The 24981-nt window shown below is 67.9% G+C and carries 21 protein-coding genes; 10 read left to right on the forward strand and 11 right to left on the reverse strand.

Annotation, left to right across the window (positions count from 1 at the left end; translation table 11 throughout):
* Window positions 1–77: 77 nt before the first annotated feature.
* The 3 genes from ACYX7E_RS06335 to ACYX7E_RS06345 form a co-directional block, all read right to left on the reverse strand.
* On the reverse strand, window positions 78–1682 hold the full coding sequence (locus ACYX7E_RS06335) for an EAL domain-containing protein (RefSeq protein ID WP_462079721.1): 1605 nt from the start codon (window positions 1680–1682) through the stop codon (window positions 78–80).
* Window positions 1683–1888: 206 nt separating this feature from the next.
* Entirely contained in the window at window positions 1889–3745 is a 1857-nt protein-coding gene (locus ACYX7E_RS06340) for a CocE/NonD family hydrolase (RefSeq protein WP_462079722.1), read from the reverse strand.
* A gap of 132 nt (window positions 3746–3877) precedes the next feature.
* Window positions 3878–5101 (reverse strand): MFS transporter, encoded by a 1224-nt coding sequence (locus ACYX7E_RS06345; protein ID WP_462079723.1) that lies wholly within the window; start codon window positions 5099–5101, stop codon window positions 3878–3880.
* A 113-nt stretch (window positions 5102–5214) separates the two neighbouring features.
* Here ACYX7E_RS06345 and ACYX7E_RS06350 point away from each other — a divergent pair, with 113 nt between their 5' ends.
* From ACYX7E_RS06350 to ACYX7E_RS06360, 3 genes are all read left to right on the forward strand, one after another.
* A complete protein-coding gene (locus tag ACYX7E_RS06350) occupies window positions 5215–6042 on the forward strand; it encodes an AraC family transcriptional regulator (RefSeq protein WP_462079724.1) in 828 nt (275 codons plus the stop codon).
* Between the two features lie 183 nt (window positions 6043–6225).
* Window positions 6226–6615 carry a BlaI/MecI/CopY family transcriptional regulator gene (locus ACYX7E_RS06355; protein WP_462079725.1) on the forward strand — a complete coding sequence of 130 codons (390 nt, stop codon included), beginning with the start codon at window positions 6226–6228 and terminating at the stop codon, window positions 6613–6615.
* A gap of 1 nt (window position 6616) precedes the next feature.
* Window positions 6617–8518: a M56 family metallopeptidase gene (locus tag ACYX7E_RS06360; protein WP_462079726.1), complete on the forward strand. Its 1902-nt coding sequence runs from the start codon at window positions 6617–6619 to the stop codon at window positions 8516–8518.
* 133 nt (window positions 8519–8651) lie between these two features.
* On the opposite strand, the gene ACYX7E_RS06365 is transcribed toward ACYX7E_RS06360, so the two are convergent.
* Window positions 8652–9413: a DUF2306 domain-containing protein gene (locus tag ACYX7E_RS06365; protein ID WP_462079727.1), complete on the reverse strand. Its 762-nt coding sequence runs from the start codon at window positions 9411–9413 to the stop codon at window positions 8652–8654.
* Window positions 9414–9657: 244 nt separating this feature from the next.
* On the reverse strand, window positions 9658–10818 hold the full coding sequence (locus ACYX7E_RS06370; protein ID WP_462079728.1) for an AAA family ATPase: 1161 nt from the start codon (window positions 10816–10818) through the stop codon (window positions 9658–9660).
* Window positions 10819–11144: 326 nt separating this feature from the next.
* Here ACYX7E_RS06370 and ACYX7E_RS06375 point away from each other — a divergent pair, with 326 nt between their 5' ends.
* Window positions 11145–11594 carry a GFA family protein gene (locus ACYX7E_RS06375; protein ID WP_462079729.1) on the forward strand — a complete coding sequence of 150 codons (450 nt, stop codon included), beginning with the start codon at window positions 11145–11147 and terminating at the stop codon, window positions 11592–11594.
* Between the two features lie 438 nt (window positions 11595–12032).
* On the opposite strand, the gene ACYX7E_RS06380 is transcribed toward ACYX7E_RS06375, so the two are convergent.
* Entirely contained in the window at window positions 12033–12353 is a 321-nt protein-coding gene (locus tag ACYX7E_RS06380; RefSeq protein ID WP_462079730.1) for a hypothetical protein, read from the reverse strand.
* A 241-nt stretch (window positions 12354–12594) separates the two neighbouring features.
* On the opposite strand from ACYX7E_RS06380, the gene ACYX7E_RS06385 reads away from it, so the two are divergent.
* Genes ACYX7E_RS06385 through ACYX7E_RS06395 form a run of 3 tightly spaced genes read left to right on the forward strand, consistent with a single transcriptional unit; the run spans window position 12595 to window position 15927 of the window.
* Entirely contained in the window at window positions 12595–13845 is a 1251-nt protein-coding gene (locus ACYX7E_RS06385) for an alkaline phosphatase family protein (RefSeq protein WP_462079731.1), read from the forward strand.
* 49 nt (window positions 13846–13894) lie between these two features.
* Window positions 13895–15421, forward strand: a complete 1527-nt coding sequence (locus ACYX7E_RS06390; protein WP_462079732.1) for a DNA-3-methyladenine glycosylase 2 family protein — start codon at window positions 13895–13897, stop codon at window positions 15419–15421.
* On the forward strand, window positions 15418–15927 hold the full coding sequence (locus ACYX7E_RS06395) for a methylated-DNA--[protein]-cysteine S-methyltransferase (RefSeq protein ID WP_462079733.1): 510 nt from the start codon (window positions 15418–15420) through the stop codon (window positions 15925–15927). Before ACYX7E_RS06390 ends, ACYX7E_RS06395 begins: the two co-directional genes overlap by 4 nt.
* Before the next feature lie 56 nt (window positions 15928–15983).
* Here ACYX7E_RS06395 and ubiM read toward each other — a convergent pair whose 3' ends face one another.
* The gene (gene ubiM, locus ACYX7E_RS06400; protein ID WP_462079874.1) at window positions 15984–17156 is read right to left on the reverse strand and encodes a 5-demethoxyubiquinol-8 5-hydroxylase UbiM; all 1173 of its coding nucleotides are present in this window, start codon (window positions 17154–17156) and stop codon (window positions 15984–15986) included.
* Between the two features lie 426 nt (window positions 17157–17582).
* Between ubiM and ACYX7E_RS06405 the strand changes: the two genes are divergently transcribed.
* Complete coding sequence (locus tag ACYX7E_RS06405) at window positions 17583–18809, forward strand: dipeptidase (RefSeq protein ID WP_462079734.1); 1227 nt, start codon at window positions 17583–17585, stop codon at window positions 18807–18809.
* Between the two features lie 199 nt (window positions 18810–19008).
* Here the strand turns inward: ACYX7E_RS06405 and ACYX7E_RS06410 are convergent, their stop codons facing one another.
* The 4 genes from ACYX7E_RS06410 to ACYX7E_RS06425 form a co-directional block, all read right to left on the reverse strand.
* Window positions 19009–19179, reverse strand: coding sequence for a 30S ribosomal protein THX (locus ACYX7E_RS06410; RefSeq protein WP_462079735.1), 171 nt, complete (start codon window positions 19177–19179; stop codon window positions 19009–19011).
* A 103-nt stretch (window positions 19180–19282) separates the two neighbouring features.
* Window positions 19283–19681 carry a MerC domain-containing protein gene (locus ACYX7E_RS06415; RefSeq protein ID WP_462079736.1) on the reverse strand — a complete coding sequence of 133 codons (399 nt, stop codon included), beginning with the start codon at window positions 19679–19681 and terminating at the stop codon, window positions 19283–19285.
* Between the two features lie 199 nt (window positions 19682–19880).
* Window positions 19881–20684, reverse strand: coding sequence for a class I SAM-dependent methyltransferase (locus ACYX7E_RS06420; RefSeq protein ID WP_462079737.1), 804 nt, complete (start codon window positions 20682–20684; stop codon window positions 19881–19883).
* Between the two features lie 190 nt (window positions 20685–20874).
* Window positions 20875–22986 (reverse strand): TonB-dependent receptor domain-containing protein, encoded by a 2112-nt coding sequence (locus ACYX7E_RS06425; RefSeq protein ID WP_462079738.1) that lies wholly within the window; start codon window positions 22984–22986, stop codon window positions 20875–20877.
* Window positions 22987–23267: 281 nt separating this feature from the next.
* Between ACYX7E_RS06425 and ACYX7E_RS06430 the strand changes: the two genes are divergently transcribed.
* Window positions 23268–23711 (forward strand): MarR family winged helix-turn-helix transcriptional regulator, encoded by a 444-nt coding sequence (locus tag ACYX7E_RS06430; RefSeq protein ID WP_462079739.1) that lies wholly within the window; start codon window positions 23268–23270, stop codon window positions 23709–23711.
* Window positions 23708–24961 (forward strand): MFS transporter, encoded by a 1254-nt coding sequence (locus tag ACYX7E_RS06435; protein WP_462079740.1) that lies wholly within the window; start codon window positions 23708–23710, stop codon window positions 24959–24961. The genes ACYX7E_RS06430 and ACYX7E_RS06435 overlap by 4 nt, the downstream gene beginning before the upstream one ends.
* Window positions 24962–24981 lie beyond the last annotated feature (20 nt).

Genomic DNA, 24981 nt, shown 5'->3' on the forward strand with positions numbered 1-24981 from the left:
ACCAGCGCGCAAGATACGGGATCCGATGCGCGCGGTCAGCCCTGACCGCCGGCCTCGACGATAGCGTGCGCGAGGCCTCAGCTGACCTGCGCCTGTCCGCCCGCGGCCTCGTCCGCGATCCGCTGGCGAAATGCGGCGGCGGTCATCGGGCGGCCGAACCACCAGCCCTGGCCGAACAAGGGATAGCCGATCGCACGCAGGTAGTCGACCTGCGCCTGCGTTTCCACGCCTTCGATGACCACCTGCATGTGCAGGGTCCGCGCGAGGTCGATGATCTGCGGCACCAGCGTCACTTTCATGCCGTCGGTATCGATGGTGCTCGTGAACGACCGGTCGATCTTCAGCGCATGCACATCGAGTTCGCTGAGGTAGGCGAGACTGGAATAGCCGGTGCCGAAATCGTCGATGTAGACGCGATGGCCAAGTTCATGCAGCCGGCGCGTGCCGGAGATCGCCACCTCGCGCGCCGCGGTCGAATGCTCGGTGAGCTCGATGCACAGGCGATCGGCGGTCACGCCCGACAACGCCAGCGCCTGCGCCAGCTCAAGGTGGAAACGGCTGTTGTCGAGGTCGTTGGCCGAGATGTTGACATTGATGCGGAATTCGCCGGGCTGCACCAGCAGGTCGGCGAAATCGCGCAGTACGCGGCGGATCACCAGCGTGGTGATGCGGCTGATGCTGCCGTTGTCCTCGGCGATCGGAATGAAACGCGCAGGCGGCACCATCCTGCCATCGCGGTCGCGCCAGCGCACCAGCGCCTCGGCGCCGACGATGGCGCCGTCGTCGATGCGCACGACAGGCTGGTACTCGACCTCGAGCGCATCGTTGGCGATGGCCCGCTGCAGCCGCGCCTCCATCGACTGGCGACGCGACTGCCACAACAGGATCGAGACACCGAGCGCGGTGCCGGCGATCGCCCCCAGCAGCGTACCGACCAGCATCAGCGGCCACTGGTTCTCCAGCAGGCTGGTCTTGCGCTGGCTGCTGGCCACGCAGACGCCGCGATCGAGCGCGCATTGCGGATAGAACAGCGCGCCATCGCGGTCGAACGGCGTGCCGGCCCGAAGGTCGGCCGGCGTCAGCCGCATCGGCGTGCCATACAGCGACAGATAGCCGCCGCTGCCCTCGCCCAGGTAGCCGACCATGACCTGCGCATCGGGAAACGGCAGGATGCGGAACGCGGCCGGATCGAGGACCACGCGTGTATCGCCACGGCCCATCGTCGGAGCGCGGCTGCCATGGGCCAGCAACTGCAGTTGCGACAGCGAGAGATCGCGCCCGTCCGCTGTGCGCAGATCCGGTACACCGACGTGACGGGGCGTGCTGACCCGGAACAGGCTGGCCGAGCAGACGAGGTCGCCGTTGCGGACGCGCCCGATGTCCTTGATGTAGTAGGTGCGATAGACCGTTTCGCGCAGCTGTTCGAATTCCGCGTCGCTGCACATCTGTCCGGGCTGGCCGTTGAAACGAGCAATCGTCAGCAGGACCTCGCGGTCCAGGTCCAGCGCGCGATCCAGCAGCAGGCCCGAGTACGCGCCCAATCGCTGCTCGGCAAGAGAGGTCACCGCCTGCCAGCACAGGACGGCACCGAGCAAGCCGCCGGCCATCGCGCAGCCCGACACCAGCAACGCCCGCAGCAGTTGCGGCAACCACGGCCCGCGGGTGGATGCAGTGAGAGACAAACCGGCCCCCGATCGTCACTGGATGCCATCGTGGAGACGGCTGCAGCCGCACTATAACGGCTGCCGCGGTCCATTGACGCCAGCAGTAGGCCCACGCTCCAGCGCAGGCCCGCTCCAGCGCGGGCACCCTCCAGCGCAGCCACTCTCCGACGCAGGGGCTCCCCCGTCAGAGCCGCGACGCTGCGGCCCGCATGCGATCACCGCCCTCAGCGTGCGGACTTGCCGCCGTGCCCCAGGAAGGCGGCGTCCGGAGCCTCGGGTTCACCCTTGCGGACGGGGTGCGCGATCGGCACGTACAGCGCGGTAGGATGCGCCGCATCGTGGAACAGCCTGACCGTGACCGGACGCGCATCGCGCATGGATTCTTCCGCGACCACGCCACCGCTGTTGTAGTTCTTCTGCATGCCGATCGAGCTCACCGGCCCCACGGTCAGGCGCAGGCGATGGCCCTTGCCCAATTGCCGCGAGACGAACATGAAACGCTCGAAGTCATAGCGCTGCGGTTCGGTGGTCTGCACCAGCCTTGGCGTGCGCAGGTCCTCGCGATAGCGGGCGCGCATGATGTCGTTGCTCAGCAGGATGCTGTTGCCGTCGCGGTCGACGTCGTACACCGATACGGTGAAATCGGTGTCGGGCTGGTCGATCGCCAGCCACGCCGAGAACTTGAAGAAACCGCTGATCTCGGTGTCCTGGTCCAGCGGCGCGCTGTGGTAGACCAATTGCGGGCCGGCCGAGGCCAGCACCAGGCGCTGCGAGACCAGTTCTTCCGGGCCTTCCTCGCTCTCGATGTCGGAAATGCGGGTATCGCGCGGATCGTAGACATAGTGGTCCGGGCCGCCACTCCCGGCGCTACCTGTCTTCAGGCTGCCGGACGCGAAGGCATCGCTGGGATTGCCAGTCGAGTCCAGGTAGTACGGACGCGCCTCGGCGGTGATCGCATCCAGGCTGTCGGCATAGCGCCAGGTATCGGTGCCCATGACGTAGTAGGCGACCGGCTTGCGCAGGAAGTCAGGCTTGGGACCGCCCTGCATCGTCCACGCATACCAGGCCAGATGCAGCTTGGGCAGGTCCAGCAGGCTGGCAGGACCGAACTCCAGCCCGCCGAACTTCGCCTTCGGCGTACGCGTGCCGGCATGGTCCCATGGCCCGATGATCAGGTAGTGGCCCGCGCGTCCTTTCGCCGATGCATGCTGCAGGTGCTGGCGGTAGAACGCCAACGCGCCGGGCTGGTCGCCGTCATAGCTGCCGGTGATGCTGAGGATCGGCATGTCGAGCTTGGCGTATTGCGCAGGCGTGGGATTGTAGGTATCCCAGTACGCGTCGGGATGCGGGTGCTGCAGCCATTCCTGGAAGATCGGCGACGGGTTGCCGACGATCCGGTCGTAGGTGTTGAACGGTGCGCCGCTGACGAACCATTCGCGCATCTTCGCGGTCCAGAACCCGCCATCACCGAACAATCCATCCTGCGCCGCGCGACCGCTGACCAGGGTCAGCCACTGCAGGTTGTAGGGATAGAAGATGTTGTTGCGCATCGGGAAATCGACACCCGCATGCGCGGACGCGACCGGCACGATCGTGCTCAGGTGCGGCGGTAGTTCCTTCGCGGTGGCCCATTGGTCGTAGCCGGCATACGAGCCGCCCCACATGCTGACCTTGCCATTGCAGTACGGCTGCTTCGCCAACCATTCGACGACGTCGTGCCCGTCCTTGGCTTCCTGGATGAACGGTCGGAACTCGCCTTCTGAATTGCCGCGTCCGCGCACGTCGACGGTCAGGAACGGCAGGCCGTGCGCGGCGAAGTACACGCCACGGTCGTGGTACGTCTGCGAGATGTACGGCGTCAACGTGAAGATGCATGGCGCCGGCGCGGATTGCCCCTTCGGCCGATACACGGTCGCGTTGAGCTTGACGCCATCGCGCAGCGTAATCTTGACGCCCCAGCTGAAGTCGACCTTGGCCGCATCCTCGAGATCGGTCGCCAGCGCCTGCGATGGCGACAGCCAGCACAGCGTCGCCGCGACCCACATGGATGCCGCGACGCGGCGTGTGTCGAACTGGACCATCAGGACCCCTCCACGGGAATGGCCCCTCACCCCGGGCCGGATACCGGCATCCAACACCCCGGCAGGCGCGAAGTAAAGCGCCGCGGGTCGGTTCTGGTATTTGCACTGGCGTCCGCCTCGCGGCGCGTGCCATCAACGCGGCGACGCGACCTGCGAGGCCTCGCGCGGCAGCAGGATCGCGATGATCCCCAGCAGCGGCAGGAAGGCGATCGTCTGGTAGACCAGTTCGATGCTGGTGCGATCGGCCATGACCCCGAGCACGGCGGCGCCCAGCCCGCCCATGCCGAACGCGAAGCCGAAGAACAGGCCCGACACCATGCCCACCTTGCCCGGCATCAGTTCCTGCGCGTAGACCAGGATCGCCGAGAACGCCGACGACAGGACGAAGCCGATGACGATCGCCAGCGCCGTGGTCCAGAACAGGTCCATGTACGGCAGCATCAGGGTGAACGGCGCCACGCCCAGGATCGACACCCAGATCACCGGACGGCGCCCGATGCGATCGCCCACTGGTCCACCCAGCAGCGTGCCGGCCGCCGATGCGAACAGGAACACGAACAGATGCATCTGCGCGCTCTGCACGCTGAGGCCGAATTTCCCGATCAGATAGAACGTGTAGAAGCTGCCGATGCCGGCGATGTAGAAGTACTTCGAGAAGATCAGCACCAGCAGCACCGCGATCGCGCCCAGCACGACGCGACGCGGATACGGCGCGGCCTCTTCGACAACGGCGGCATGACTGGCCGAGCGCTGGCGCTGCGCGCTGGCCCAGCGGCTGACCCAGGCCAGCACGAACACGCCCAGCAGTGCCGCAATACCGAACCAGGCAATGCTGCGCTGCCCGTACGGCGCGATCACCAGCGCCGCCGCCAGCGGTCCGACCGCGGTCCCGGCATTGCCGCCCACCTGGAACACCGACTGCGCAAGGCCATGCCGACCGCCCGACGCCATGCGCGCGATCCGCGACGATTCGGGATGGAAGATCGACGAGCCCATGCCGACCAGGGCCGCCGCCATCAGCACCGTCGCGTAGTTCGGCGCGAACGCCAGCAGCAACAGGCCGCACAGCGTGAACGCCATGCCCAGCGGCAGCGCCTGCGGCAGTGGCCTGCGATCGGTATAGGCACCGATCAGCGGCTGGAAGAACGAGGCAGTGAACTGATAGGTCAGGGTGATCAGGCCGATCTGCGCGAACGACAGATGGAACTGGCCCTTGAGCACTGGATAGATCGCCAGCACCAGCGACTGCACCATGTCGTTGACCAGGTGCATCGCGCTCAACGAGCCGAGCACGCGCCCGGCCACCTGGCGTGCCGCCGGGGGCGCCGCCGCAACCACGGAAGTAGGGTCTGTCATCGCATCGATCCTGGAAAACCTGGGGGAGGAATACCCACCGGCCAACGCCGGCAGCGCGGCGATGATGCAACCGCCCGGGGCTCCCGTCTCTCGTTTTCAGGTACCCTCCTGTCGTGAAAAGGACATCGGCACCTCCTGCCTCCTCAGCGCCCCCGGCGACGCCTGTCGACCCCGCCCTGCGCGCGCGGATCCTGGACGAGCTCGACGCCAGCACGCTGGCGGTGTCCTGCAAGGCCACCGACTACGCGCCGCGCACGCTGATCGCCGCGCATGCGCACAACAAGCACCAGCTGATCCATGCCGTGCAGGGCATCATGGTCGTGCAGTCGGACGCCGGCCGCTGGATCGTGCCACCGACGCGCGCGATCTGGATGCCGGCCGGACAGGTCCACATGATCCGCTGCATCGATGCGCTGCACATGCGCAGCCTGTTCGTGCGACCGGATGCGATACCCGGCTTGCCCGATACGCCGCAGACGGTCGCGATCTCGCCGTTGCTGCGCGAGATGATCAATGCCGCCGTCGACATCCCGCATCCCTACGCGTCCGACAGCGCCGACGCACGCCTGATGCGCTGCATGCTCGACCAGTTGCAGACATTGCCGGTGCTGCCATTGCACCTGCCGCAGCCCACCGACAAACGACTGCAGCGCATCTGCCGGCAACTGCAGCAGTCGCCGGACGACACCTCGACGCTCGGCGACTGGGCCGGCCGACTGGGCATCGACGTCAAGACCATCCAGCGCCTGTTCGCACGCGAGACCAGGATGACGTTCGGGCAATGGCGACAGCAGGCGCGATTGCTGGACGGACTGGAGCGGCTCGCGCGTGGCGACAAGGTCGTCGACATCGCATTCGCGCTCGGCTACGACACGCCCAGTGCCTTCACCGCGATGTTCAAGCGCCAGTTCGGGCTGACCCCAAGCCGCTTCTATCGCTGAGGACGCTCCTGCCCTCGTCCGCCCGCCCGTGGCGAGCCTGGCCTCGCCCGCCCACCCTGAGCAGACCTGACCCTCGCCCGACCGCGCTGGGTGGACGGACCCGGCAGGCATGACCTTCCGCCTATTGACTACAATTGTAGTCACGCGCATATTGACTACACGTGTAATCACCAAGGCACCGGCATGCGCAACAAGACCGTCGGGGACCAGGAACTGGCCCTGCTGCAATACCTCGCCGAACAGGGCGAGTCATCGGTCGGCGAGGTCGCCGCCGCGTTCGGCGAGGCGCGCGGGCTGGCCCGCTCGACCGTGCTGACGATGATGGAACGGCTGCGCGCCAAGGCCTACCTCAAGCGCCGGCAGGTCGATGGCGGCGTGTACCGGTACTCGACGACCGCGCGTCAGGACGATGTCGTCCACAACGCGGTCGGGAGCTTCGTCGAGAAGACCCTGCAGGGCTCGGTGTCGCCGTTCGTGGCCTGGATGTCGCAGCGCACCGAGGTCAGCGACAGCGAGCTGGCCGAACTTGAAGCCCTGGTCGCGACGCTGCAGTCCAAGCGCAAGGAGGACTGACATGACGCTCGAATTCGTCAGCGATCTGTTGTTGCCGCGATTGCTGGCCGCCAGTGTGCAATCGACCCTGCTGGTCGCCGTGGTCTGGCTGCTCTGCCACAGCGTGCCGCGCCTGTCGGCCAACACCCGTGCCTGGCTGTGGTGGCTGGTCGCGCTGCAGTTGCTTGCCGGCCTGTTCTGGTCGAACCCGCTGACATTGCCCCTGCTGCCCGCGCAATCCGTGCAGCCGGCGATGGCCATCGGCATACCGCCCGACGCCTGGTCGACACCGCCCATGGCACTGGCAGGCATCGATGCGATGGCGACCGACGCCGCTGCGTCCACGAGGCCTGCCGCCAGCGCGTCAGCCGCACTGCCGGCGACCCCATGGCCCTTGGCCATCACGATCCTGTGGATCTGCGGCCTCGGCGTGATGATCGTGGCGACGCTGCGCGGCTACCTCGCCACGCGGCGCCTGTTGCGGGAATCGCAACCATGCCGCGACCGCGCCCTGCTGCAGGCACTCGCACTCGCCGCCGACGCGCACGGCCTGCGCGCGGCGCCACGGTTGCGCGTCTCCGCCGCGATCGATTCGCCGCAATTGATCGGCCCCTGGGCGCCCGTGCTGTTGCTGCCCGCGCATCACGCGCAGTCGATGCAGGCCGATGAACTCGACATGGCGCTGACCCACGAGCTGGTGCATCTGCAGCGCGGCGACCTGTGGTGGGGAATGCTGCCTTCGCTGGCTCGTCACCTGTTCTTCTTCCACCCGCTCGCGCACCTGGCCATCCGTGAATACGGCCTTGCGCGCGAAGCCGCCTGCGACGCCGCCGTGCTCGCCGGCCATCGACATTGCGCCCGTCGATACGGGCAACTGCTGTTGCGCCTCGGCGTGGCGCCACGTCCCAGGGCGGGGCTGGCCAGCGCATCGGCCGACTTCCACATCCTCAAGAGGAGGCTCACCATGTTGCACGACACGCATCACCTTCCGCGCATCGTTGCCGCGCTCGTCATCGGCGCCGTCGCCGTGCTGGGCGTCATGCCCTATCGCATCATCGCTGCCACCGCACCAGTGTCCGCGCCGGCCACGGTCCCCGTCACCGCACCGCATTCGGCCCCCACCACACTGTCGGCACCCGCCCCCATCGCCGCGCCACTGGCCGCACCCGCGCCGGTCTCGGCGCCAAGGGCGATAACTGTGCCCACCACCAGCGTGACAGCGCCGAATGCCGCACTGGCGGCACCCGTGGCTCCCACCGCGCCGCTGGCCCCGTCCGCACCGCGTGCAGCGCCCGAGGCGCGCGACCCGACCGTCGACATCGCCCCGCATGCCACCGCGCTGCGCGGCACCTTCACACTGAACAGGCAGCCCGGCGATCGCGCCTATGTGCTGCTCAGCGACGACGATAGCATCGCCGTGGGCGCTACCTCCGAACTGCGCGAGGCACAGGGGATACGCAAGGGCAATGAAGACCTGCTGTGGATGCGCAAGGGCAACGTCCGCTACGTGGTCCGCGATTCCGCGACGCTGGCGCGCTTGCGCGAGGTCTATGACGACGTCGAGCGACTGGGCAAGGCCCAGGGCGAACTTGGCGAGCGCCAGGGCCAGTTGGGCGAACAGCAGCGTGCGCTGGGCTCCCGCCAGGACGACCTCGGCATGCAGCAGGCCGAACTCGCGTCCGAAGGTGCCAGCCGACGCGATCATGCCGCGTACGCCGAACGCATGGCCGCGCTGGCCGCCCGGCAGCGCGCAATCGCCGAGGACATGCAACCGCTGGCCCAACGCCAGGCCACGCTGGCGCGCGAGCAGGCGGCGCTCGCGGCGCGCCAGAAAGCCGCAGGCGAACAGGCGCAACGCGAGGCCTGGCGCCTGATGGATGCGGCCATCGCCAATCGCGTCGCGCAGCCGATCAGGATCGATTGACGGGTGCAGCGTCTGCGTTCGACGCAGGGCGGAGACCGCGCCCGACCAATGCCGGGCGCAGGCCGCCGCAGTACTGCATCCATCCGGCATGCGAGATCTCGCCAGGTCCCCGGCACAGGCACGGCGGCCCGCCTCACATGCGCGGCCACCACATCCCGATCGTCGCCACCGCGATGCCGACGCCCATCGCCAGGGTCAGCACGACCAGCAAGGCTGAGACCGCCAGACGGCCGGCGGCGCCCGGCCGCTCCTGCACATGCAGGTAAGCCTGCAGCACCAGCAACGGCAAGGCGTACTGGCCGATGCCGAGCACGATCAGCGCGGGGCCTTCGAAGGTCTTGGGATCGAATCCGGCCGGACCGCCATTGACTGCGATCCAGAACATCAGGCCGACACGGAAAAACCAGACACCGTTGACGACCAGGAACAGGCGCAGCGCCCAGCGACGATGGCGGCGGATATCACGTGCCAGCGCATGCCGGAACGCCAGCACCGCGCAAAGCAGGATCAGGATCGCATTGAAGCTGATGCTCAGGTGCTGCACGGTGCCGCCCACGGCCCCACGTGTCAGCACCATCACGAGCCCGGTGCTGCTGACGACCCCGGCGGTCAGCAGGTACAGGCGACCATTCCAGCGATGCAATCGCGGCGCATGCGTGCGGACCGCGGGGATCAGTTGCAGCGGCCCGCCCAGCGTCAGGATCGCTGCCAGCAGGACATGCAGGCCGACGACGAGGTTGCCGGCGGTTTCACCGGCGACGTAGCCCTTGGGCAGCACCTGGTTCCAGATCGACAGATCGCCGATCACGACCGCACCGCCATAGAACGCGAGGATATAGGCCGCGAAGATCAGCTGCCCGGCCACCGCCACCACGAACCAGGCGCGCACCGACATGCGCAAGATGGCACTCGCTGGAGATCCCCGCCCTGCACCGGCATTCGACACTGCGGCATGCATCGCCATCCCCCAAACCTGCGTTGAAGCGCAGCGACTGCCGCGCCTCCCGTGCCCGCATGATGCAGGGCCATGGCGACATGGCCGCGTGCCGTTGGGGGGCATGACTTCTGTCGGCGCCATCAGCACGCGCCGCGCAACACTCCACCGCCTGCGCGCGTGCCCCAGCCCCGCGGGGCGCGACTCAACGCTCCGGCCAGTACCAGGCCGGCGCATCCAGCAGGCCCTGGCCGTCGATACGGGTCTGGCTGTCCTGCTTCACCAGGCGGATCGCGTTGCAATCGGGCGCCTGCTCCAGCGCGGCGATCAACCGGCTGGCATGCGAGACCACCCAGACCTGGCTGCGCCGCGACGCGTCGGCGATCAATCGCGCCAGGGCCGGCAACAGGTCCGGATGCAGGCTGGTTTCGGGCTCGTTGAGCACTATCAACGGCGGCGGGCGCGGCGTGTGCAATGCGGCAATCCACAGCAGGTAGCGCAGGGTGCCATCGGACAGTTCGGCTGCCGACAGCGCGCGCAGCAACCCGTGCTGGCGGAACTGCAACGAGAAGCGCCCGCCTTCGACCAGGACCTCGACCTGCGCGCCGGGAAACGCATCACTGACTGCCGCATCCAGCGCCGCGGGATTGCCGATCTCGCGGATCGTTGCCCAGGCCGCCGCGAGGTCGCGACCGTCATGACTCAGCACCGGCGTCCGCGTCCCGAGTTGCGGCAACCGTGCGGGCGCATCGGCATCGGCGCGAAAATGATCGTAGAACCGCCAGTTGCGGATCGTCTCGCGCAACTGCAGCACCTCCGGTGCATGACGCGGATCGGCGATCTGTCCGAACAGGCTCTCGAACTTGTGCAGATGTTCGCCGGCCACGCGCCAGCCACGTCCTTCGCGGACGCGCACCATCGCGCCACGGCGGTCGACCAGCACATTGCCCTGGCGCAGGAACGGTCCGCTCCAGATCACCTCGCGCTTGACCTCGGGGTCGAACGCGAACAGCGACCGCTCCGGTGTCGGCAGGCCGAGATCGATCGCATAGCCGAAGTCCTCGCCGGCGAATCCCAGCTTCAACGACACCGGCTTCTGCCGCGGCCCGCCTTCGACCGGCACTTCGCCGCGTCGCATGCGTGCGCTGATCGCCTCCGGCCCCGCCCACAGCGTCGACTGGAGTCCGCCCTCGCGCGCCAACGCCGACACCACCCCACCCTGCGCCGTCTCTGCGAGTAGTCGCAGCGCGCGGTACAGGCTCGATTTGCCGCTGCCGTTGGCACCCGTGACCAGGTTCAGGCGGCCCATCGGCACGACCAGGTCGTGCAGCGAGCGGTACTGGGCAATGGCAAGTGTGTTGAGCATCTGGGGACGGACCGCGCTGCATGCGCACCAAGGACGGGAGGGCATCGCCGGCCGTGCAGAGACTTCCGCACCCCACCGTCGCGATGCCATGCGGCCAACCTAAGGGCTGCCGTTCTCAGGGATCGCGACACTCCGATCCATGCCGCGCAGCGTCAAGACCTCATTAGGCTGGACGTTTAGGATAGGACGCCCGGACATCGACCACCACAACGCTGCGGCGCGGTTCCCTGCTTCAGGTTGCCTGGAGGCGTACGTCCTTGCGACGCGCGTCCTCGCAGCACGAGCCCTCGCGACACGATCCCACACCCCGGCCAGGAGACCATCGCATGCGCAAGACCCGACATGGCAGTTGCCACTGCGGCGCCGTCCGCTTCGCCTGCGACATCGACCTGGCACCGGAGGGCGAGCGCTCGCCGCAACGACGGCCCGGCATTTGGTTCTCGTCGACGCTACGCTGCAATTGCTCGTTCTGCCGCAAGACGCGGATGTGGAAGAACCACGTCCCGGCCGAGGACTTCCAACTGCTGCAGGGCGCCGACGCGTTGACGCACTACCGCTTCGGCGAGGCCGGCATCGACCACACGTTCTGCGGCACCTGCGGCGTGTACCCGTTCGTCACTGCCAGCGAGCCGGTGATGGGAGGCGACTTCGTCTGCATCAACATCGCCTGCCTGGACGACGTGTCCGATGACGAGTACGCCGCCGCGCCACTGCGGTTCGAGGACGGCGCCCACGATGACTGGGGCCAGCCGCCGCGCGTCACCGCGCATCTGTAAGCGAGCTGCCGGCGGCATCCAGACGGATCGCAGGGCCTAAAAAAGCGTCTCTTCGCCGGACCCTGGAAATCGCAGGATTGCCGAATCGCTGGTGTCGGATCTGCAGTGGTCGCGAGCTGAGGCTGCTCTCCCTCGGTCAGGGCATCCTGCCCTGACTCGGGCGCACGCCATCCATGGCGTGCTCGACGCAGCCTCCGCCCGCGACCACTGCCGTGCGCGTCATGATTGCGGCGCCGGTTGCTTTCACCGCATGTCCCAGTCGTTGAAGACAACGGGTCCTCCGAGACCGGACGGGGCAACGCGGATTCCAAAGCCGACGCCGCCTCCTGCTTGGCGCCATGCGGACACGCGAAACTCCCCACTTCAGAGAAGAACCAAAAAAGCAGACGCCCGGCACTGGGCCGGGCGTCCGTTGGATCGGTGGCGATGTCGCGCAGCTCAGAACACCGACGGATCGAGGCGACGCAAGGCGTCCTTGAGGTCGGTCGATCCGGTGCGCTGGATGTCCTCGCGGGTATAGACGCGACCACCGGCGGACACGCAATCCTTTTCGGCGCGCTTGGAACGGGCGTTGCGTGCGGACACGATGCGCGAGCCGGTCTCTTCGATGCAGATGCGATCGTCAGGCTTGGCACGGTCCGAGGCGGCGTTGCGACCCGCCTCTTCCGGCTCGTCCTGCGGCACGGACTGGGCCGATGCGGCGAACGCCAGGCCGGACAGCAGCACGGCGGACAACAGGGATTGGCTGAAACGGTTCATGGCACACCTTCAAGCGGACATTCGGGTACGCACAAGATGGGCATTTGCGCCGACAAATCAAGCATCCGACGCATTCAGCGCAGCTGGCGGTTGGAGTCCGTTCACTGCGACGGCGCGCACCCGCGCAGACACGCGAGCGCCCCGGGCGCGTCGACGGAGCCCACGTTGCTCGCGCGCCAGTCTTCGGCCTCCGTGGCAAGCCCGCCAGAAAACCGTCATCGGCAAGGATTAAACTGCGCCGATGACTTTCCAACGCCTGCTGATCCTGGCGGCCGCCTGCCTGCTGGCCGCGTGCGCATCGACGCCTTCCCCTACCGCCCCCTCCACTCCCACCGTGCTGCTGATCTCGATGGACGGCGTGAAGCCGGACTATCTCGGCCAAGGCGACACGCCGCGCCTGGACCACCTCGCGCACGAAGGCGTGCGCGCGCAATGGATGAATCCCTCGTATCCGACGCTGACGTTTCCGAACCACTACAGCATGGTCACCGGTCTGCGTCCGGACCGGCACGGCATCATCCACAACATGATGCAGGACGCCGAACTGGGCGGGTTCAGGACGTCCAATCGCGAGGCCGTCGGCGATGGTCGCTGGTGGGGTGGCGAACCGGTCTGGGTCTCGGCCGAACGCGTCGGCCTGCCGACCGCGACACTGTCCTGGCCGGGCAGCGAGGCACCGGTGCAGGGCGTGCGTCCGGGCCGCTGGCTGCCGTTCGACATCAGCCGCACGCTCCCCGTCCGCGTGCAGACCGCGCTGGACTGGCTGTCGGAACCCGACGCCACGCGCCCACGACTGATCACGCTGTACTTCGAACAGCCCGACAGCGTCGCGCATGAGTTCGGGCCGTCATCGCCGCAGCTGCGCGCGACGCTGCGCGAGGTCGACGCGGCGATCGGCCACCTGCTCGACGGCATCGCGGCCCGCGGGCTGCAGCCGCGCGTGAACCTGGTCGTGGTCTCCGACCACGGCATGGCTGACGTCCCGCTTGGCAACACCCTGGCCACGGAGGACCTGGTCGACGCGGCGGAGGCCGAGGTCGTCTCGTATGGACAGGTCGTCGGCATCGTGCCGCGCGCCGGACGCGAACAGGCAACGGCACGGCGATTGCTGGGCGCGCATCCGCAATACGATTGCTGGACCAGGGACACGCTGCCGCCACGCTGGCGCTACGGCCGGCATCCGCGCGTGCCGCCGATCGTCTGCCAGATGCACGAGGGCTGGAACGCCTTGCCGCGTGCGATCGCGCAGGCGCACCTGGCCGCCGGGCATGCGCGCGGATCGCACGGTTACGATCCCGCGCTGCCGTCGATGCGCGCGGTGTTCCTCGCCCGGGGTCCGGCGTTTCACAATGGCGTGGTCCTGCCGGCGTTCGACAACGTCGACATCTATCCGCTGCTGATGCACCTGCTCGGGCTGCCCGCCCAGCCCGGCGATGGCGAGCTGGGTCCCCTGCTGCCGGCGCTGAAGCCCGACGCAACGATCCGACATTGATGTCCGAATCCGGCGAGTCCCGGCGTGGCCCGGGTGCTAGCCTGCAGGCATGTCACAACCCGCCACCCTTCCCGCCCCCGCCGTCTGCGAACAGGCCCGGCTGAGCCGCGACGCCCGTTTCGACGGGTTGTTCTTCACAGCGGTCACCAGTACCGGCATCTACTGCCGGCCGGTCTGTCCGGCGCGGCCGCCGCGTCGTGAGAACGTGGTCTATCACGCCAGCGCGGCCGCCGCCGAAGCGGCAGGCTTCCGCCCCTGCCTGCGCTGCCGGCCCGAACTGTCGCCCAGCGAGGGGGCCTGGCGACGCGGCGACGAAGTGGTCGCGCGCGCCCTGAAATTGATCGACCAGGGCGTGCTCGGCGATGGTCCGTTGGCCGACCTCGCCGAACGCCTGCACGTGGGCGAGCGCCAGTTGCGCCGGCTGTTCGTCGACCGCCTTGGCGCGCCGCCGATCGGCGTGCATGGCACGCGCCGCCTGCTGTTCGCCAAGCAGTTGCTGACCGAAACCGCGTTGCCGATCACGCAGGTGGCCGAGGCCGCGGGTTTCGGCAGCCTGCGCCGCTTCAACACCACGTTCCGCGACGCCTACCGGATGGCACCGCGCGACCTGCGCAAGCGCGAGCCGGCCGCCAACAGCGAAAGCCTGTCGCTGCGCCTGAACTACCGCCCGCCGTACGATTTCGACGCGATGCTGTCGTTCCTGCGCGGGCGCGCCCTGCCCGGCGTCGAACGCGTCGATGCACGGCAGTACACGCGCGTCATCGGCACCCGCGACGCACCCGGCTGGCTGCGCGTCAGCGCATGGCCGGCACAGGACGGCACCCCGCAACATGCGCTGCGGCTGGAGGTTCATGGCTGCACGCCGGCGCAGTTGCTGGACGTGGTCAACCGCGTCCGCCGGATGTTCGACCTCGATGCCGACCCGCAGGTGATCGCGCAGGCGCTGTCGAAGGATCCACGCCTGGCTACGCTGGTGCAGCGCGCACCGGGCCTGCGCCTGCCGAGCGGCTGGGATGGCTTCGAGATCGCGATGCGCGCGATCATCGGACAACAGGTCAGCGTCGCCGCGGCACGCACCGTTACCGCGCGCGTATCGCAGCGCTTCGGCGATCCATTGCCGCCCGCGTTGGCGGAACTGGGTTTCGCGCACCTGTTCCCGCGTCCGCAGCAACTGGTCGACGCCGACCTGTCCGCGATCGGCCTGACCCGCGCCCGCGCGCAGACGATCCGTACCGTTTCGGCCGCGCTGCTGGAAGGCCGCGTGGACTTTCGCGTCGAGCGCACGCTGGACGACTTCACCCGGCGCTGGATCGCACTGCCCGGCATCGGCCCCTGGACCGCGCAGTACATCGCGATGCGCGCCCTGGGACACCCCGACGCGTTCCCGGCGGAGGATCTCGTGCTGCAGCGCGCCCTGCCCGACGATGGCAGCCGCCTGGGCGCGAAGGCGCTGCTGGCACATGCCGAACAATGGCGACCCTGGCGCGCCTATGCGGTCATCCAGCTGTGGCGCGACGCGATGCCACGGCCGAAGGATGTCCCCACCCCACCCGATTCCAAAGGAGCCACCCGATGATCACCTGGACCACGTTCGACAGCCCGGTCGGCCCGTTGATGCTGGCGACCACCGATGCCGGCCTGCATGCGCTGGAGTTCGGCGAAAGCCGTCACCCGGTCCGCCGCGACGCCCGCTGGCAACAGGGCGACCATCCGCTGTTGCAGCGCGCGCGCGCGCAGCTCGATGCCTATTTCGCAGGAACGCTGCGCGATTTCGACCTGCCACTGGCACCGCAGGGCACCGCGTTCCAGTGCGAGGTGTGGAAGGCCCTGACAACGATTCCCTATGGCAGGACATTGGGCTATGGCGAACTCGCGGCACGCATCGGCAAGCCGTCGGCGGTACGCGCGGTCGGCGCTGCCAATGGCCGCAATCCGCTGTCGATCTTCGTGCCCTGCCATCGCGTCATCGGTGCGGACGGCACGCTGACCGGATACGGCGGCGGGCTGCCGACCAAGGAATTCCTGCTGAGCCTGGAAGGCGCATGGCCGCGCACGGACCTGTTCAGCGCCGAGCGTCGCTAGCGCAGCGCGGCGTGTACTGCTTCGCTTTCCAGATTCGAAAGCGCCGGCCGGCCGCCTCAACCGCGCGTCAGGTGCCCCGCGATCAATTGCCGGAACGGCGCGACATGATGGGCAAGCCGCAGCGCGGTATTGCGCACCAGCCGCGCGGGCACGCGATCGTCGGTGTAGAGCCCTGCGACCATCTGCGTCGCCAGGTACAGGGGGCGCGTCGCGAGCCGGTGACCCCACTGGTAGCGCGCCAGCACCGTCGGCGCGGCGAAGTCCTCGCCACGCCGATGCGCGCGCAGGATCTCGCGCGACAGGCGTGCCTGCCCCAGCAGTCCGAAGTTGAAACCATGCGCGGTCACCGGATGCATACCCACCGCCGCATCGCCGAGCAATGCGTAGCGTGGCCCGACGAAACGATCCGCATAGACACCGACCAGCGGATAGCAATGCGGGCGGCTGATGACGTCCATCCAGCCCAGGCGTCCATCGAAGCGGCGTTCGAAATCCCGGCCCAGCGCGCTGTCGTCCATGGCCTGCAGCCGTTGCATCTCGCGCTGCGGCAGCGTCAGCACGACGGATGCGCGGTCGCCATTGAGCGGCAGCAACGCCAGCGTCTGCCCGTAGTCGAACCATTCCCAGGCTACGTGTCCGTGCGGATGTTCGTGGCTGACCCGGCAGACCATCATGCTCTTGCCGAAATCGCGCATCTGCGCGCCGATGCCCATCATCCGGCGGGTCTCGGAAAACCGGCTGTCGGCCGCGACTACGAGCCGCGCCTCGACGTGGCTGCCGTCATCGAGCCCCAGCCGTGCCGCGCCCTCGACCTGCTCGATCGACTTCACACTCACGCCTGCCTGGATGCCGACATCGGCGCAATCGGCGACGCTGTCGTAGGCGGCCTTGCGGATCAGGTCGTTCGGGACCAGCCAGCCCAGTTCCGACTCGCGGCCATCGCCTGCGGTGATGTCCAGCGCGAACAGCGACGGACCGTTGAGGACTCTGGCATCGCGCAACGGCGAGATCTCCCCGGGCGCGATCCGACCCCAGATATCCAGCGCCTGCAGCAGGCCGCGCGAGGTGTGCGTCAATGCGATCTCACGCCCGTCGAATGCGGGCACCCGCAGCGCGTCCAGCGGCTGCTTCTCCAGCAGGCGCACCGACAGGCCGCTGCCCGACAGCGAGCGCGCGAAACCCAGGCCGGAAGGCCCGGCGCCGACGATCGCAACGTCCACGCGTTCCATGCCTTCCATGCATTCCTCGCGTTCAAGGCTGCGTGTGCTCGTCATCTGCTGCATCCGTCAGGGCACCTGCATGAAGTGTAGTGACGCCGGCACGGTAGCGACTTGATCAGGATCAAGGCCCTGCGGGCGCAGGCGGCACCGGGCATCGAGGGAGGGCTGGCGGCGTCGTGGCGACGTCCTGCGGGCGATGGGCAAGCACGGCCAGGTCCATGCGTCAGCATGCATCGGCACGTTGCGGCGCGCTGCAGGACGATGGCGGTGGCCAGGGGCTGGCGGTCCCGCATCAGGGGGCTGGCATCCATTTAGGTATTGTCACCCGGGACGGCAGCGGATGCGAATGCATACAATCGGGCGATGGCTGCCGCGATGCCGCGCTTGCGTTCCGCGGTCCCGTCTTCCGTTGCGTCCCAACTCCCAGGAGTCACCATGCGTCTTGCATCCCTCGTGCGTCCCGCTCCCCTCGCCGCCGCCCTCGCGTGCTGCCTCGCCACGCTGGCAGGCGCCTCGCTCGCTGCCGACGACGCCGCGCGCAAGCTCGCGCAGGACGCGATCATCGTCGACACCCACATCGACGCGCCCGGAGCGCTGGTCGAGAAATGGGCCGACATCGGCAAGCTGTCGCCGGACCGCGAGTTCGACTACCCGCGCGCGCGCGAAGGCGGGCTCGACGTCGCCTTCATGTCGATCTACACCTCGGCCGGTCAGGACGCCTCCGGGCAGGCCCGCCAGGCCGCGCATGCGCAGATCGATGCCGTCGAGGCCGCGGTGCAGCGCAACCCCGACAAGTTCGCGATCCTGACCTCGCCGCGCGATGTCGAGCGCCTGCGCGCCGGTGGCAAGGTGCTGCTGCCGCTGGGCATGGAGAACGGCGCGCCGCTCGGCGACGATCTCGCACAACTGCAGGTCTTCTTCGATCGCGGCGTGCGCTACATCACGCTGGCCCACAGCGCCAACAACCGCATCAGCGACTCCTCCTACGTCCAGGTGAAGCAGTGGAACGGGCTGAGCCCGTTCGGCCGCCAGGTCGTGGCCGAGATGAACCGCCTGGGCATCATGGTCGATGTCTCGCACCTGGGCGATGCCTCGGCGGCCGAGGCGATCAAGCTCAGCAAGGTGCCGGTGATCGCGAGCCATTCCGCATTCCGCCACTTCACGCCCAACTTCGAGCGCAACATCAGCGACGAGCTGGCCAAGGCGGTCGCCGCCAAGGGGGGCGTGGTGCAGGTGCCGTTCGGTACCGCGTTCGTCAATCCGGTCGCTGCCGCCGACATCCAGGCCTACTACCGCGCCGTCAACGATTTCAACAAGCGCAACGATGCGCTGGCCGCGGAAGGCAAGCCGAAGGAAGATTTCAAGGCGTTCTCCGACGCGTGGGACAAGGCCCACCCGACGCCTGAAACCCTGATCGAAGCGGTGCTCGAGCAGATCGACTACGGCATCAAGCTGATCGGCATCGACCACGTCGGCATCGGTTCCGACTTCGATGGCGTCGACGGCGCGTTGCCGACCACGCTGCGCACGGTGGCCGACTTCCCGAACTTCGTCGCCGGGCTGCAGGCACGCGGTTACTCCGATGCGGACATCCGCAAGGTGCTCGGCGAGAACCTGTTGCGCGTCTGGCGCGCGGTCGAAGACGGCAGCAGCAAGCGCTGACGGCACCGGGTTGCAGCACCGGGCTGTCGGGCCAGCGCCCGGCAGCCTGCGACTGCGATGGACGCGTGATGGCCTCGCGGGGATCGCGGGGGTTGCACGCAGGATCCGCAGACACAAAAAAGCCCCGCATTGCGGGGCTTTTCGTTGCCGCGGTCGACAGCGCGGACGCCATCGAACCCGTCGACCGAAGATCATCGAATCAGGCAGCAGCCTTCTTCACGACCTTCTTGGCCGGAGCCTTGGCTGCGGACTTCTTGGCCACCGGGGCGTCGGCCGCACCGGTCGTCTTCTTGGTCACCTGCGAACGGGCATTGCCGTAGCTGGAGTTGTAGCGCTTGCCCTTGGCTGTCTTGCGGTCGCCCTTACCCATGGTCCTGCTCCTGATCTTGTCTTTGCATGTGTCGTGCGGACGTGCCGCAGGCCGCGAATGCTAGCACGAGCGGGCAGTTCCCGCCCTGCGCGCGGCCCCGTCCTTATCGTGGTGCCGAGGCCGCATGCGAAAGCTTGAGGTTCAGCAGATGGGCACCGGCCAGCATCAACCCGCCCAGGGTCATCACCACTGCGTGCGCGATGCCATGGTTGTGCAGCACCGTGAACGAGCCGACCCAGACCAGCCCCAGTCCCGGCAGCAGCAGCGCCCAGGCCCGGAATGCGCGGTGGCGGCGATAGCCCAGCGTCAGCGTGGTGGCGCCCAGCAGCGTCGCGAACACCACGAACGCCTGGTCGATATCGATCCAGCCGCCCACATTCAGGCCGAATGCGGGCAGCAGCGCCAACAGGATCGGCACCAGCGCGCAATGGATCGCGCACAGGAAGGAGGCGGCAAATCCGAGGCGGTCAGCCTGGCGGAGGGTGGATGACTCAGTGGACATGTCGTTCTGCGGGGGCGGCGATTGATGTAACATTATAACATCCATTGTCTTTGTCTAGTGTACTCCAGCGAAACGCTGCGGCGCACAAACGCGCGGATCGGGCGGCGGGTCCTGCGCCGCATGCGGGTGGACGCACGATGAGCGCCTCAGAAGTGCCTATCAAAACTGCGCGACAGCCCTGAATCCGCCCACCCTGCACTCATCGTGGCTCGGCGACGACGATGTAGTCGTGGCCATGGCGCAGCCCACCCTCGCGGTGCAGGTGGGCCAACGCCCGACGGCGCAGGTCGGCGATATGCGCCAGCATCGCCACCGCCAGCGCGCGGTCCTGCCAGCGGCCGACCGCCTGCGTGCACATGTCCAGCTGGCTGTGCACGAACCGTTCGCCGTAACGGATCGGAATGCGCTCGGCATCGATGACGCGGAATCCGGCGGTGTCGAGCTGGCGCAGCGTCCATTCCAGCGGGTATTCGCGATACGGCTGGTCCCGGGCGATCAGCAGGCAGGCATCGCGCAGGCGTCCAATCTCGTTGACCAGGCGCGCGTCGGCCTCGGTGGGCACATCGTGGACGTAGGGCTCCAGGCCGACGACATACAGCCTGCGCGTGACCAGCGGACGCAGGCGCTGGAACAGTTGCCCCTGCCAGTACGGCGCGAAGCCTTCGATCGCGCCCAGCAGGTAATCGGCCAGCACGGTGTCGTAGCGTTCCCCGGCCAGCAATCCGGGATCGACCCAGTTGCCGACGACGATGCGGTCCTGCTCACGGCCGCGATCGCCGAGCTCGATCCGGGTCTTGTCGGCCATCGCGCTGGACCCGGTGATCGCGGTCCAGCGCTCGGTGTCCTGTGCCAGCAGCCAGCGCATCGAACCGCGCCCGGTGCCGGCATCGAGCACCGCGCCCCACGGCAGATGGCCGTGGAGCGCGGTGATGCGGTCGTACAACGACATCAGCGCCTGACCACGATCTGTCGCGAGCGCGAGCAGGTTGCGCGTGACGTGCATTGCGTGGAGAGCAGGCAGAAAGCGCAGTGCATGTGCCTGTCAACCAACATGTTCATGAGCACCGTGACCGCCCTCCATGGCGGCCACCCTTCGGGCCAGCGCCATGCGCTGTCCAGAACCGCTCCAGGCGGCTCTTTCGAGCACCGCACGTGCGCAGGATGGCAAGCGTCGCAACATCGTGGACAGGTGCTTAGAAGTCGTAGCTGACGCCGAAGCTGACATTGCGACCCGGCAGCGGGATGGTGCTGGCCAGGAACGAGGCGTGGTTCCAGATCTGCTCGTCGAGCAGGTTGGCACCGCGCACGAACAGCCGCGTCCGGCCATCGGGCAGGCGGTAGTTCAACGTCAGGTTCAACATGTCGTGGCTGGGCGTGACCGATTCGAAATCATCGATGTTGTCCTGCCGGTTGACGTGGTACAGCTCCAGCTCGCCGGTGAACGGGCCGCTGCCGACATTGACGCGACCGCCGAAGCGCGCCGCGGGGATGCGCGGCACGTTGCCGCCGCCGTCGGCGAACGTCGCCTGCACGCGGTCTGCGAACACCGTCGTGGTCAGCGCATCGCTGAGGTGCAGGCTGACCTCGGCCTCAAAGCCGCGGAACTCGGCATCGCGCTGCGAGTACTTGATCAGGCGGAAGTCCTCGTAGCGGTCCAGCGTGCGCGCGTAGATGTAGTCGTCGATCTTGTTGGAGAACGCGCCGAGGCTGAAGGTGACGTCGCCGGCGGTCTTGCGCAGGGTCAGCTCGTAGTTGCGCGAAGACTCCTTGCCGAAGGCCGCATCATTGACAGCACCGCCGCAGGTCAATGCGCTCGGCAGCAGGCCGCACTCGTAGGTGTTGGTGGCCAGGTGGACGCCGCGGGCGTACAGCTCCTGGGCATGCGGCAGGCGTTCGGAATGCGCGGCCGAGAACGTCAGCGACAGGTCGGGCCGGAACGACCAGACCACGGCGGCGGCCAGCGACGTCGCGGTGTCGTCGAAGCGCGGACGATTGCGGGCGTCGTCGACCGGCGTGTGTTCCAGCCATTCCTGGCGCGCGCCGAGCTCGAAATGCCATTGTTCGTTGGGTTCGAAATGCTCGACCAGGAACAGCCCGGTCGAACGCGTATCGACCTTGGGCATGAACGACTCGGCGCCTTCGGCGCTGAAGCGCGTGTCGGAATGCTGCAGGCCGATCACGCCGGTCCAGTCGCCGACCCGCGCATGCTCGACTTCCACGCGCGTTTCGTAGCCCTTGTTCTTGAACGTCGTCGAGACCTCGCCGTCTTCCAGTTCTTCGTGCTGGTAGTCGGTGTGGCTGGCGCGGAAGCGGATGCGGCTGATGCCGGCGAACGGATCACGATACTCGCCGCGGACGTCGAAACGCTTGCTGACCAGGTCGATGACCGGCACATCGCCATGCTCGTGCTCGTGGTCATGATCGTGGTCATCGCCATCGTCTTCATGGCTGCCGCAATGCAGGGCGGTGCCGTGCGGATGGCAGCCTTCGTATTCGTGGTTGTGGCCGGGCAGTCCGTAGTGGTCGTCGCGGTAGGAATAGGCCAGGCCGACGTAGCCATTGGGCGTCACCCACGACAGGCCGACGCTTGCGTTCTTGGATTCGGCGAACGTGCCGTCGACGCGCGCCTCGTCCAGGTCCGGCGCGCGGTAGTCCTTGGCGTCGCGCGACGAGCCTTCGGCATGCAGCACCAGGTTGGAGCCGACCTGCGCCGACACCGCGCCGGCGAACGCCTTCTCGTCCGCCACGCTGTTGCCGCGCATGATCACGCGGCCATCGAAACCGCCGGTCGGCAGTTCGGTGGGGATCTTGTTGTCGATGACATTGACCACGCCGCCGATCGCGCCGCCGCCATACAGCAGCGTCGCCGGGCCACGCAGCACCTCGATGCGCTCGCCGAGCAGGGGATCGACGCTGACGGCGTGATCGGGAGAGATGTCGGACGCATCCAGGATCGACGTGCTGTCGGACAGCACCTTGACGCGCGGACCGACCTGGCCGCGGATCACCGGACGGCTGGCGCCGCCGCCGAACGAATCGACATGCACGCCGGGCAGGTTATCGAGCGCTTCGCCCAGGGTGCCGGCGCCACGCGAGATCAGGTCGTCGGCATCCACCACGCTGAACGGGGCGGCGATACGGTTCGGGTTTTCACCGATGGCGACGACATTGAGCGTGGGCAGGTCGACGGTGTCGTCACTGGCGGTCGCCGGGGCGCGCTGCGCCATCGTGGGGCCGGCAAGGGCCACCGATCCGAGGAGGACGAACTTGACGGCGATGCCGAGGGGGTGGTGTCTGTGGGTCATGGAGGTCCGCGCTGTGGTTCAGGGAAGTCGGGCTGTCGGAGTCGGAGGACGATCGAATCGGCCCGAACTTGATATGGTATATCATAACAATTCGTCTACGGTATCCGTCGAAACACCGAAAAGCCCTGTTGCCGCGTATGTGCACCAAGGCCCTGCCCGGATACCTCCCCGCTCCGCGCCGCCTCCCACCGGCCGATATCGGCAACGGCCGGCTACGCCTTTTGCTTGTCCATGCGTTGATATAAGTGTATATACACGCTTGTTTCGCACAGGAACCCGCCGTGTCCGCCTCCCCCACGTCCCCTCCCCTGGTGTTCGGCTGCAGCTGCCACCGGCTGCGCAAGCTGACCCGGCTGATGACCCAGCGCTACGACCAGGCGCTGGCGCCGGCCGGCGTCAACGTCAACCAGTTCGCGATCCTGCGCCGCGCGCAGGTGGAGCCGAAATCGATCAGCGTGTTGGCGCTGGAACTGGGCATGGATCGCACGACACTCAGCCGCGACCTCAAGCCGCTGGTCGCGGCCGGCTGGGTCGTACTGCGCAGCAGCGAAGACGATGCCCGCCAGCGGCGCATCGAGGTCACGTCGGCCGGCGCAGAGGTCATCGCCGCCGCCAGACCGCTCTGGCACGAAACGCAGACCGATATCGAAGCCCTGCTTGGACACGAGCAGGTCTCCCAACTGCACGCCGCCCTCGACCACGCCACCGGACAACTGACGCAATGAGCCAGCCCTCCCCCTCCGTCGCGGTCGTGCGCTACTGGCCGCTGGTGCTGGCCGCCACCGCGATGATGATGATCACGATGGGTGCCCGCCAATCGCTGGGCCTGTTCATGCAGCCGATCGCGCGCGACACCGGCATCGGCATCGCGGCGATCAGCTTCGCGCTGGCGGTCGGGCAATTCGTCTGGGGCGCGGTGCAGCCGGTGTTCGGCGCGATCGCCGACCAGCGCGGCAGCGGCCGCGTGCTGGTCGCGGGCGGACTGCTGCTGTTCTCGGGCATGGCGATGGCCCCGTTGTTCGCCAGCGACTGGGGCCTGCTGCTGACCTTGGGACTGGTCAGTGCCGCAGGCGCCGGGGCCGGCAGCTTCTCGATCCTGATCGGCGCGACCGCACGCGAGCTGCCCGCCGAGCGCCGCTCGATGGCGTCGGGCGTCATCAATGCCGGCGGATCGTTCGGTCAGTTCCTCTACGCACCGTTCGCGCAGACGATGATCGGCGCCTTCGGCTGGATGGCGGCGATGTGGGCCATGGCGTTGACGGCCCTGGCGACGTTGCCGCTGGCCTGGCCGCTGCGTCGCAGGAGGTCCGCGGCCGTGGTCGGCGGCGCTGCGCCCGGCCCCGCGGCCGACGACATCGGCCTTCGCCAGCAATTGCGCATTGCCTTGCGCGACCGCAGCTACTGGTGCCTGCACCTGGGCTTCCTGACCTGCGGCTTCCACATCGCATTCCTGGTCACCCACCTGCCGACCGAGATCGCGACCTGCGGCCTGTCGCCGAACGTCTCGGCGATCTCGCTGGCGCTGATCGGACTGTTCAACATCGCCGGCAGCATCGGTACCGGCTGGCTGGGGAACCGCTTCCGCATGAAATGGCTGTTGACACTGATCTACGCCAGCCGCGCGTTGATCATCGGGCTGTACCTGCTGTCGCCGCCGACGCCGATGGTGTTCTTCGCCTTCTCCGCGGCGCTGGGCATGACCTGGCTGGCCACAGTGCCGCCGACCGCCGGACTGGTCGGCAAACTGTTCGGACCCCGCTACCTCGGCACCCTGTTCGGACTGACCCTGCTGTCGCACCAGACCGGCGCGTTCTTCGGCGCATGGCTGGGCGGCCTGGCGATCGAGCACCTCGGCAGCTATACGTGGATGTGGTACGCCGACATGGTGCTGGCGTTGCTGGCAGCCGCGATCAACCTGCCAATCCGCGAGGCGCATCTGCAACCCGCGGCACCTGCGCCTGCCGCTGCGCACTGAGACGGCGGCGCCTGCGATGC

It is taken from the genome of Luteimonas sp. RIT-PG2_3 (assembly GCF_054902115.1).

Bases quoted from the DNA above. Each gene is read 5' to 3' on its own strand.
- ACYX7E_RS06365 (WP_462079727.1), bottom strand. From the start codon at position 9,413: ATGTCGGTGCGCGCCTGGTTCGTGGTGGCGGTGGCCGGGCAGCTGATC.
- ACYX7E_RS06360 (WP_462079726.1), top strand. From the start codon at position 6,617: ATGACGCTCGAATTCGTCAGCGATCTGTTGTTGCCGCGATTGCTGGCC.
- ubiM (WP_462079874.1), bottom strand. From the start codon at position 17,156: ATGGAACGCGTGGACGTTGCGATCGTCGGCGCCGGGCCTTCCGGCCTG.
- ACYX7E_RS06340 (WP_462079722.1), bottom strand. From the start codon at position 3,745: ATGGTCCAGTTCGACACACGCCGCGTCGCGGCATCCATGTGGGTCGCG.
- ACYX7E_RS06395 (WP_462079733.1), top strand. From the start codon at position 15,418: ATGATCACCTGGACCACGTTCGACAGCCCGGTCGGCCCGTTGATGCTG.
- ACYX7E_RS06355 (WP_462079725.1), top strand. From the start codon at position 6,226: ATGCGCAACAAGACCGTCGGGGACCAGGAACTGGCCCTGCTGCAATAC.
- ACYX7E_RS06370 (WP_462079728.1), bottom strand. From the start codon at position 10,818: ATGCTCAACACACTTGCCATTGCCCAGTACCGCTCGCTGCACGACCTG.
- ACYX7E_RS06410 (WP_462079735.1), bottom strand. From the start codon at position 19,179: ATGGGTAAGGGCGACCGCAAGACAGCCAAGGGCAAGCGCTACAACTCC.
- ACYX7E_RS06345 (WP_462079723.1), bottom strand. From the start codon at position 5,101: ATGACAGACCCTACTTCCGTGGTTGCGGCGGCGCCCCCGGCGGCACGC.
- ACYX7E_RS06390 (WP_462079732.1), top strand. From the start codon at position 13,895: ATGTCACAACCCGCCACCCTTCCCGCCCCCGCCGTCTGCGAACAGGCC.
- ACYX7E_RS06425 (WP_462079738.1), bottom strand. From the start codon at position 22,986: ATGACCCACAGACACCACCCCCTCGGCATCGCCGTCAAGTTCGTCCTC.
- ACYX7E_RS06385 (WP_462079731.1), top strand. From the start codon at position 12,595: ATGACTTTCCAACGCCTGCTGATCCTGGCGGCCGCCTGCCTGCTGGCC.
- ACYX7E_RS06420 (WP_462079737.1), bottom strand. From the start codon at position 20,684: ATGCACGTCACGCGCAACCTGCTCGCGCTCGCGACAGATCGTGGTCAG.
- ACYX7E_RS06375 (WP_462079729.1), top strand. From the start codon at position 11,145: ATGCGCAAGACCCGACATGGCAGTTGCCACTGCGGCGCCGTCCGCTTC.
- ACYX7E_RS06415 (WP_462079736.1), bottom strand. From the start codon at position 19,681: ATGTCCACTGAGTCATCCACCCTCCGCCAGGCTGACCGCCTCGGATTT.
- ACYX7E_RS06405 (WP_462079734.1), top strand. From the start codon at position 17,583: ATGCGTCTTGCATCCCTCGTGCGTCCCGCTCCCCTCGCCGCCGCCCTC.
- ACYX7E_RS06380 (WP_462079730.1), bottom strand. From the start codon at position 12,353: ATGAACCGTTTCAGCCAATCCCTGTTGTCCGCCGTGCTGCTGTCCGGC.
- ACYX7E_RS06435 (WP_462079740.1), top strand. From the start codon at position 23,708: ATGAGCCAGCCCTCCCCCTCCGTCGCGGTCGTGCGCTACTGGCCGCTG.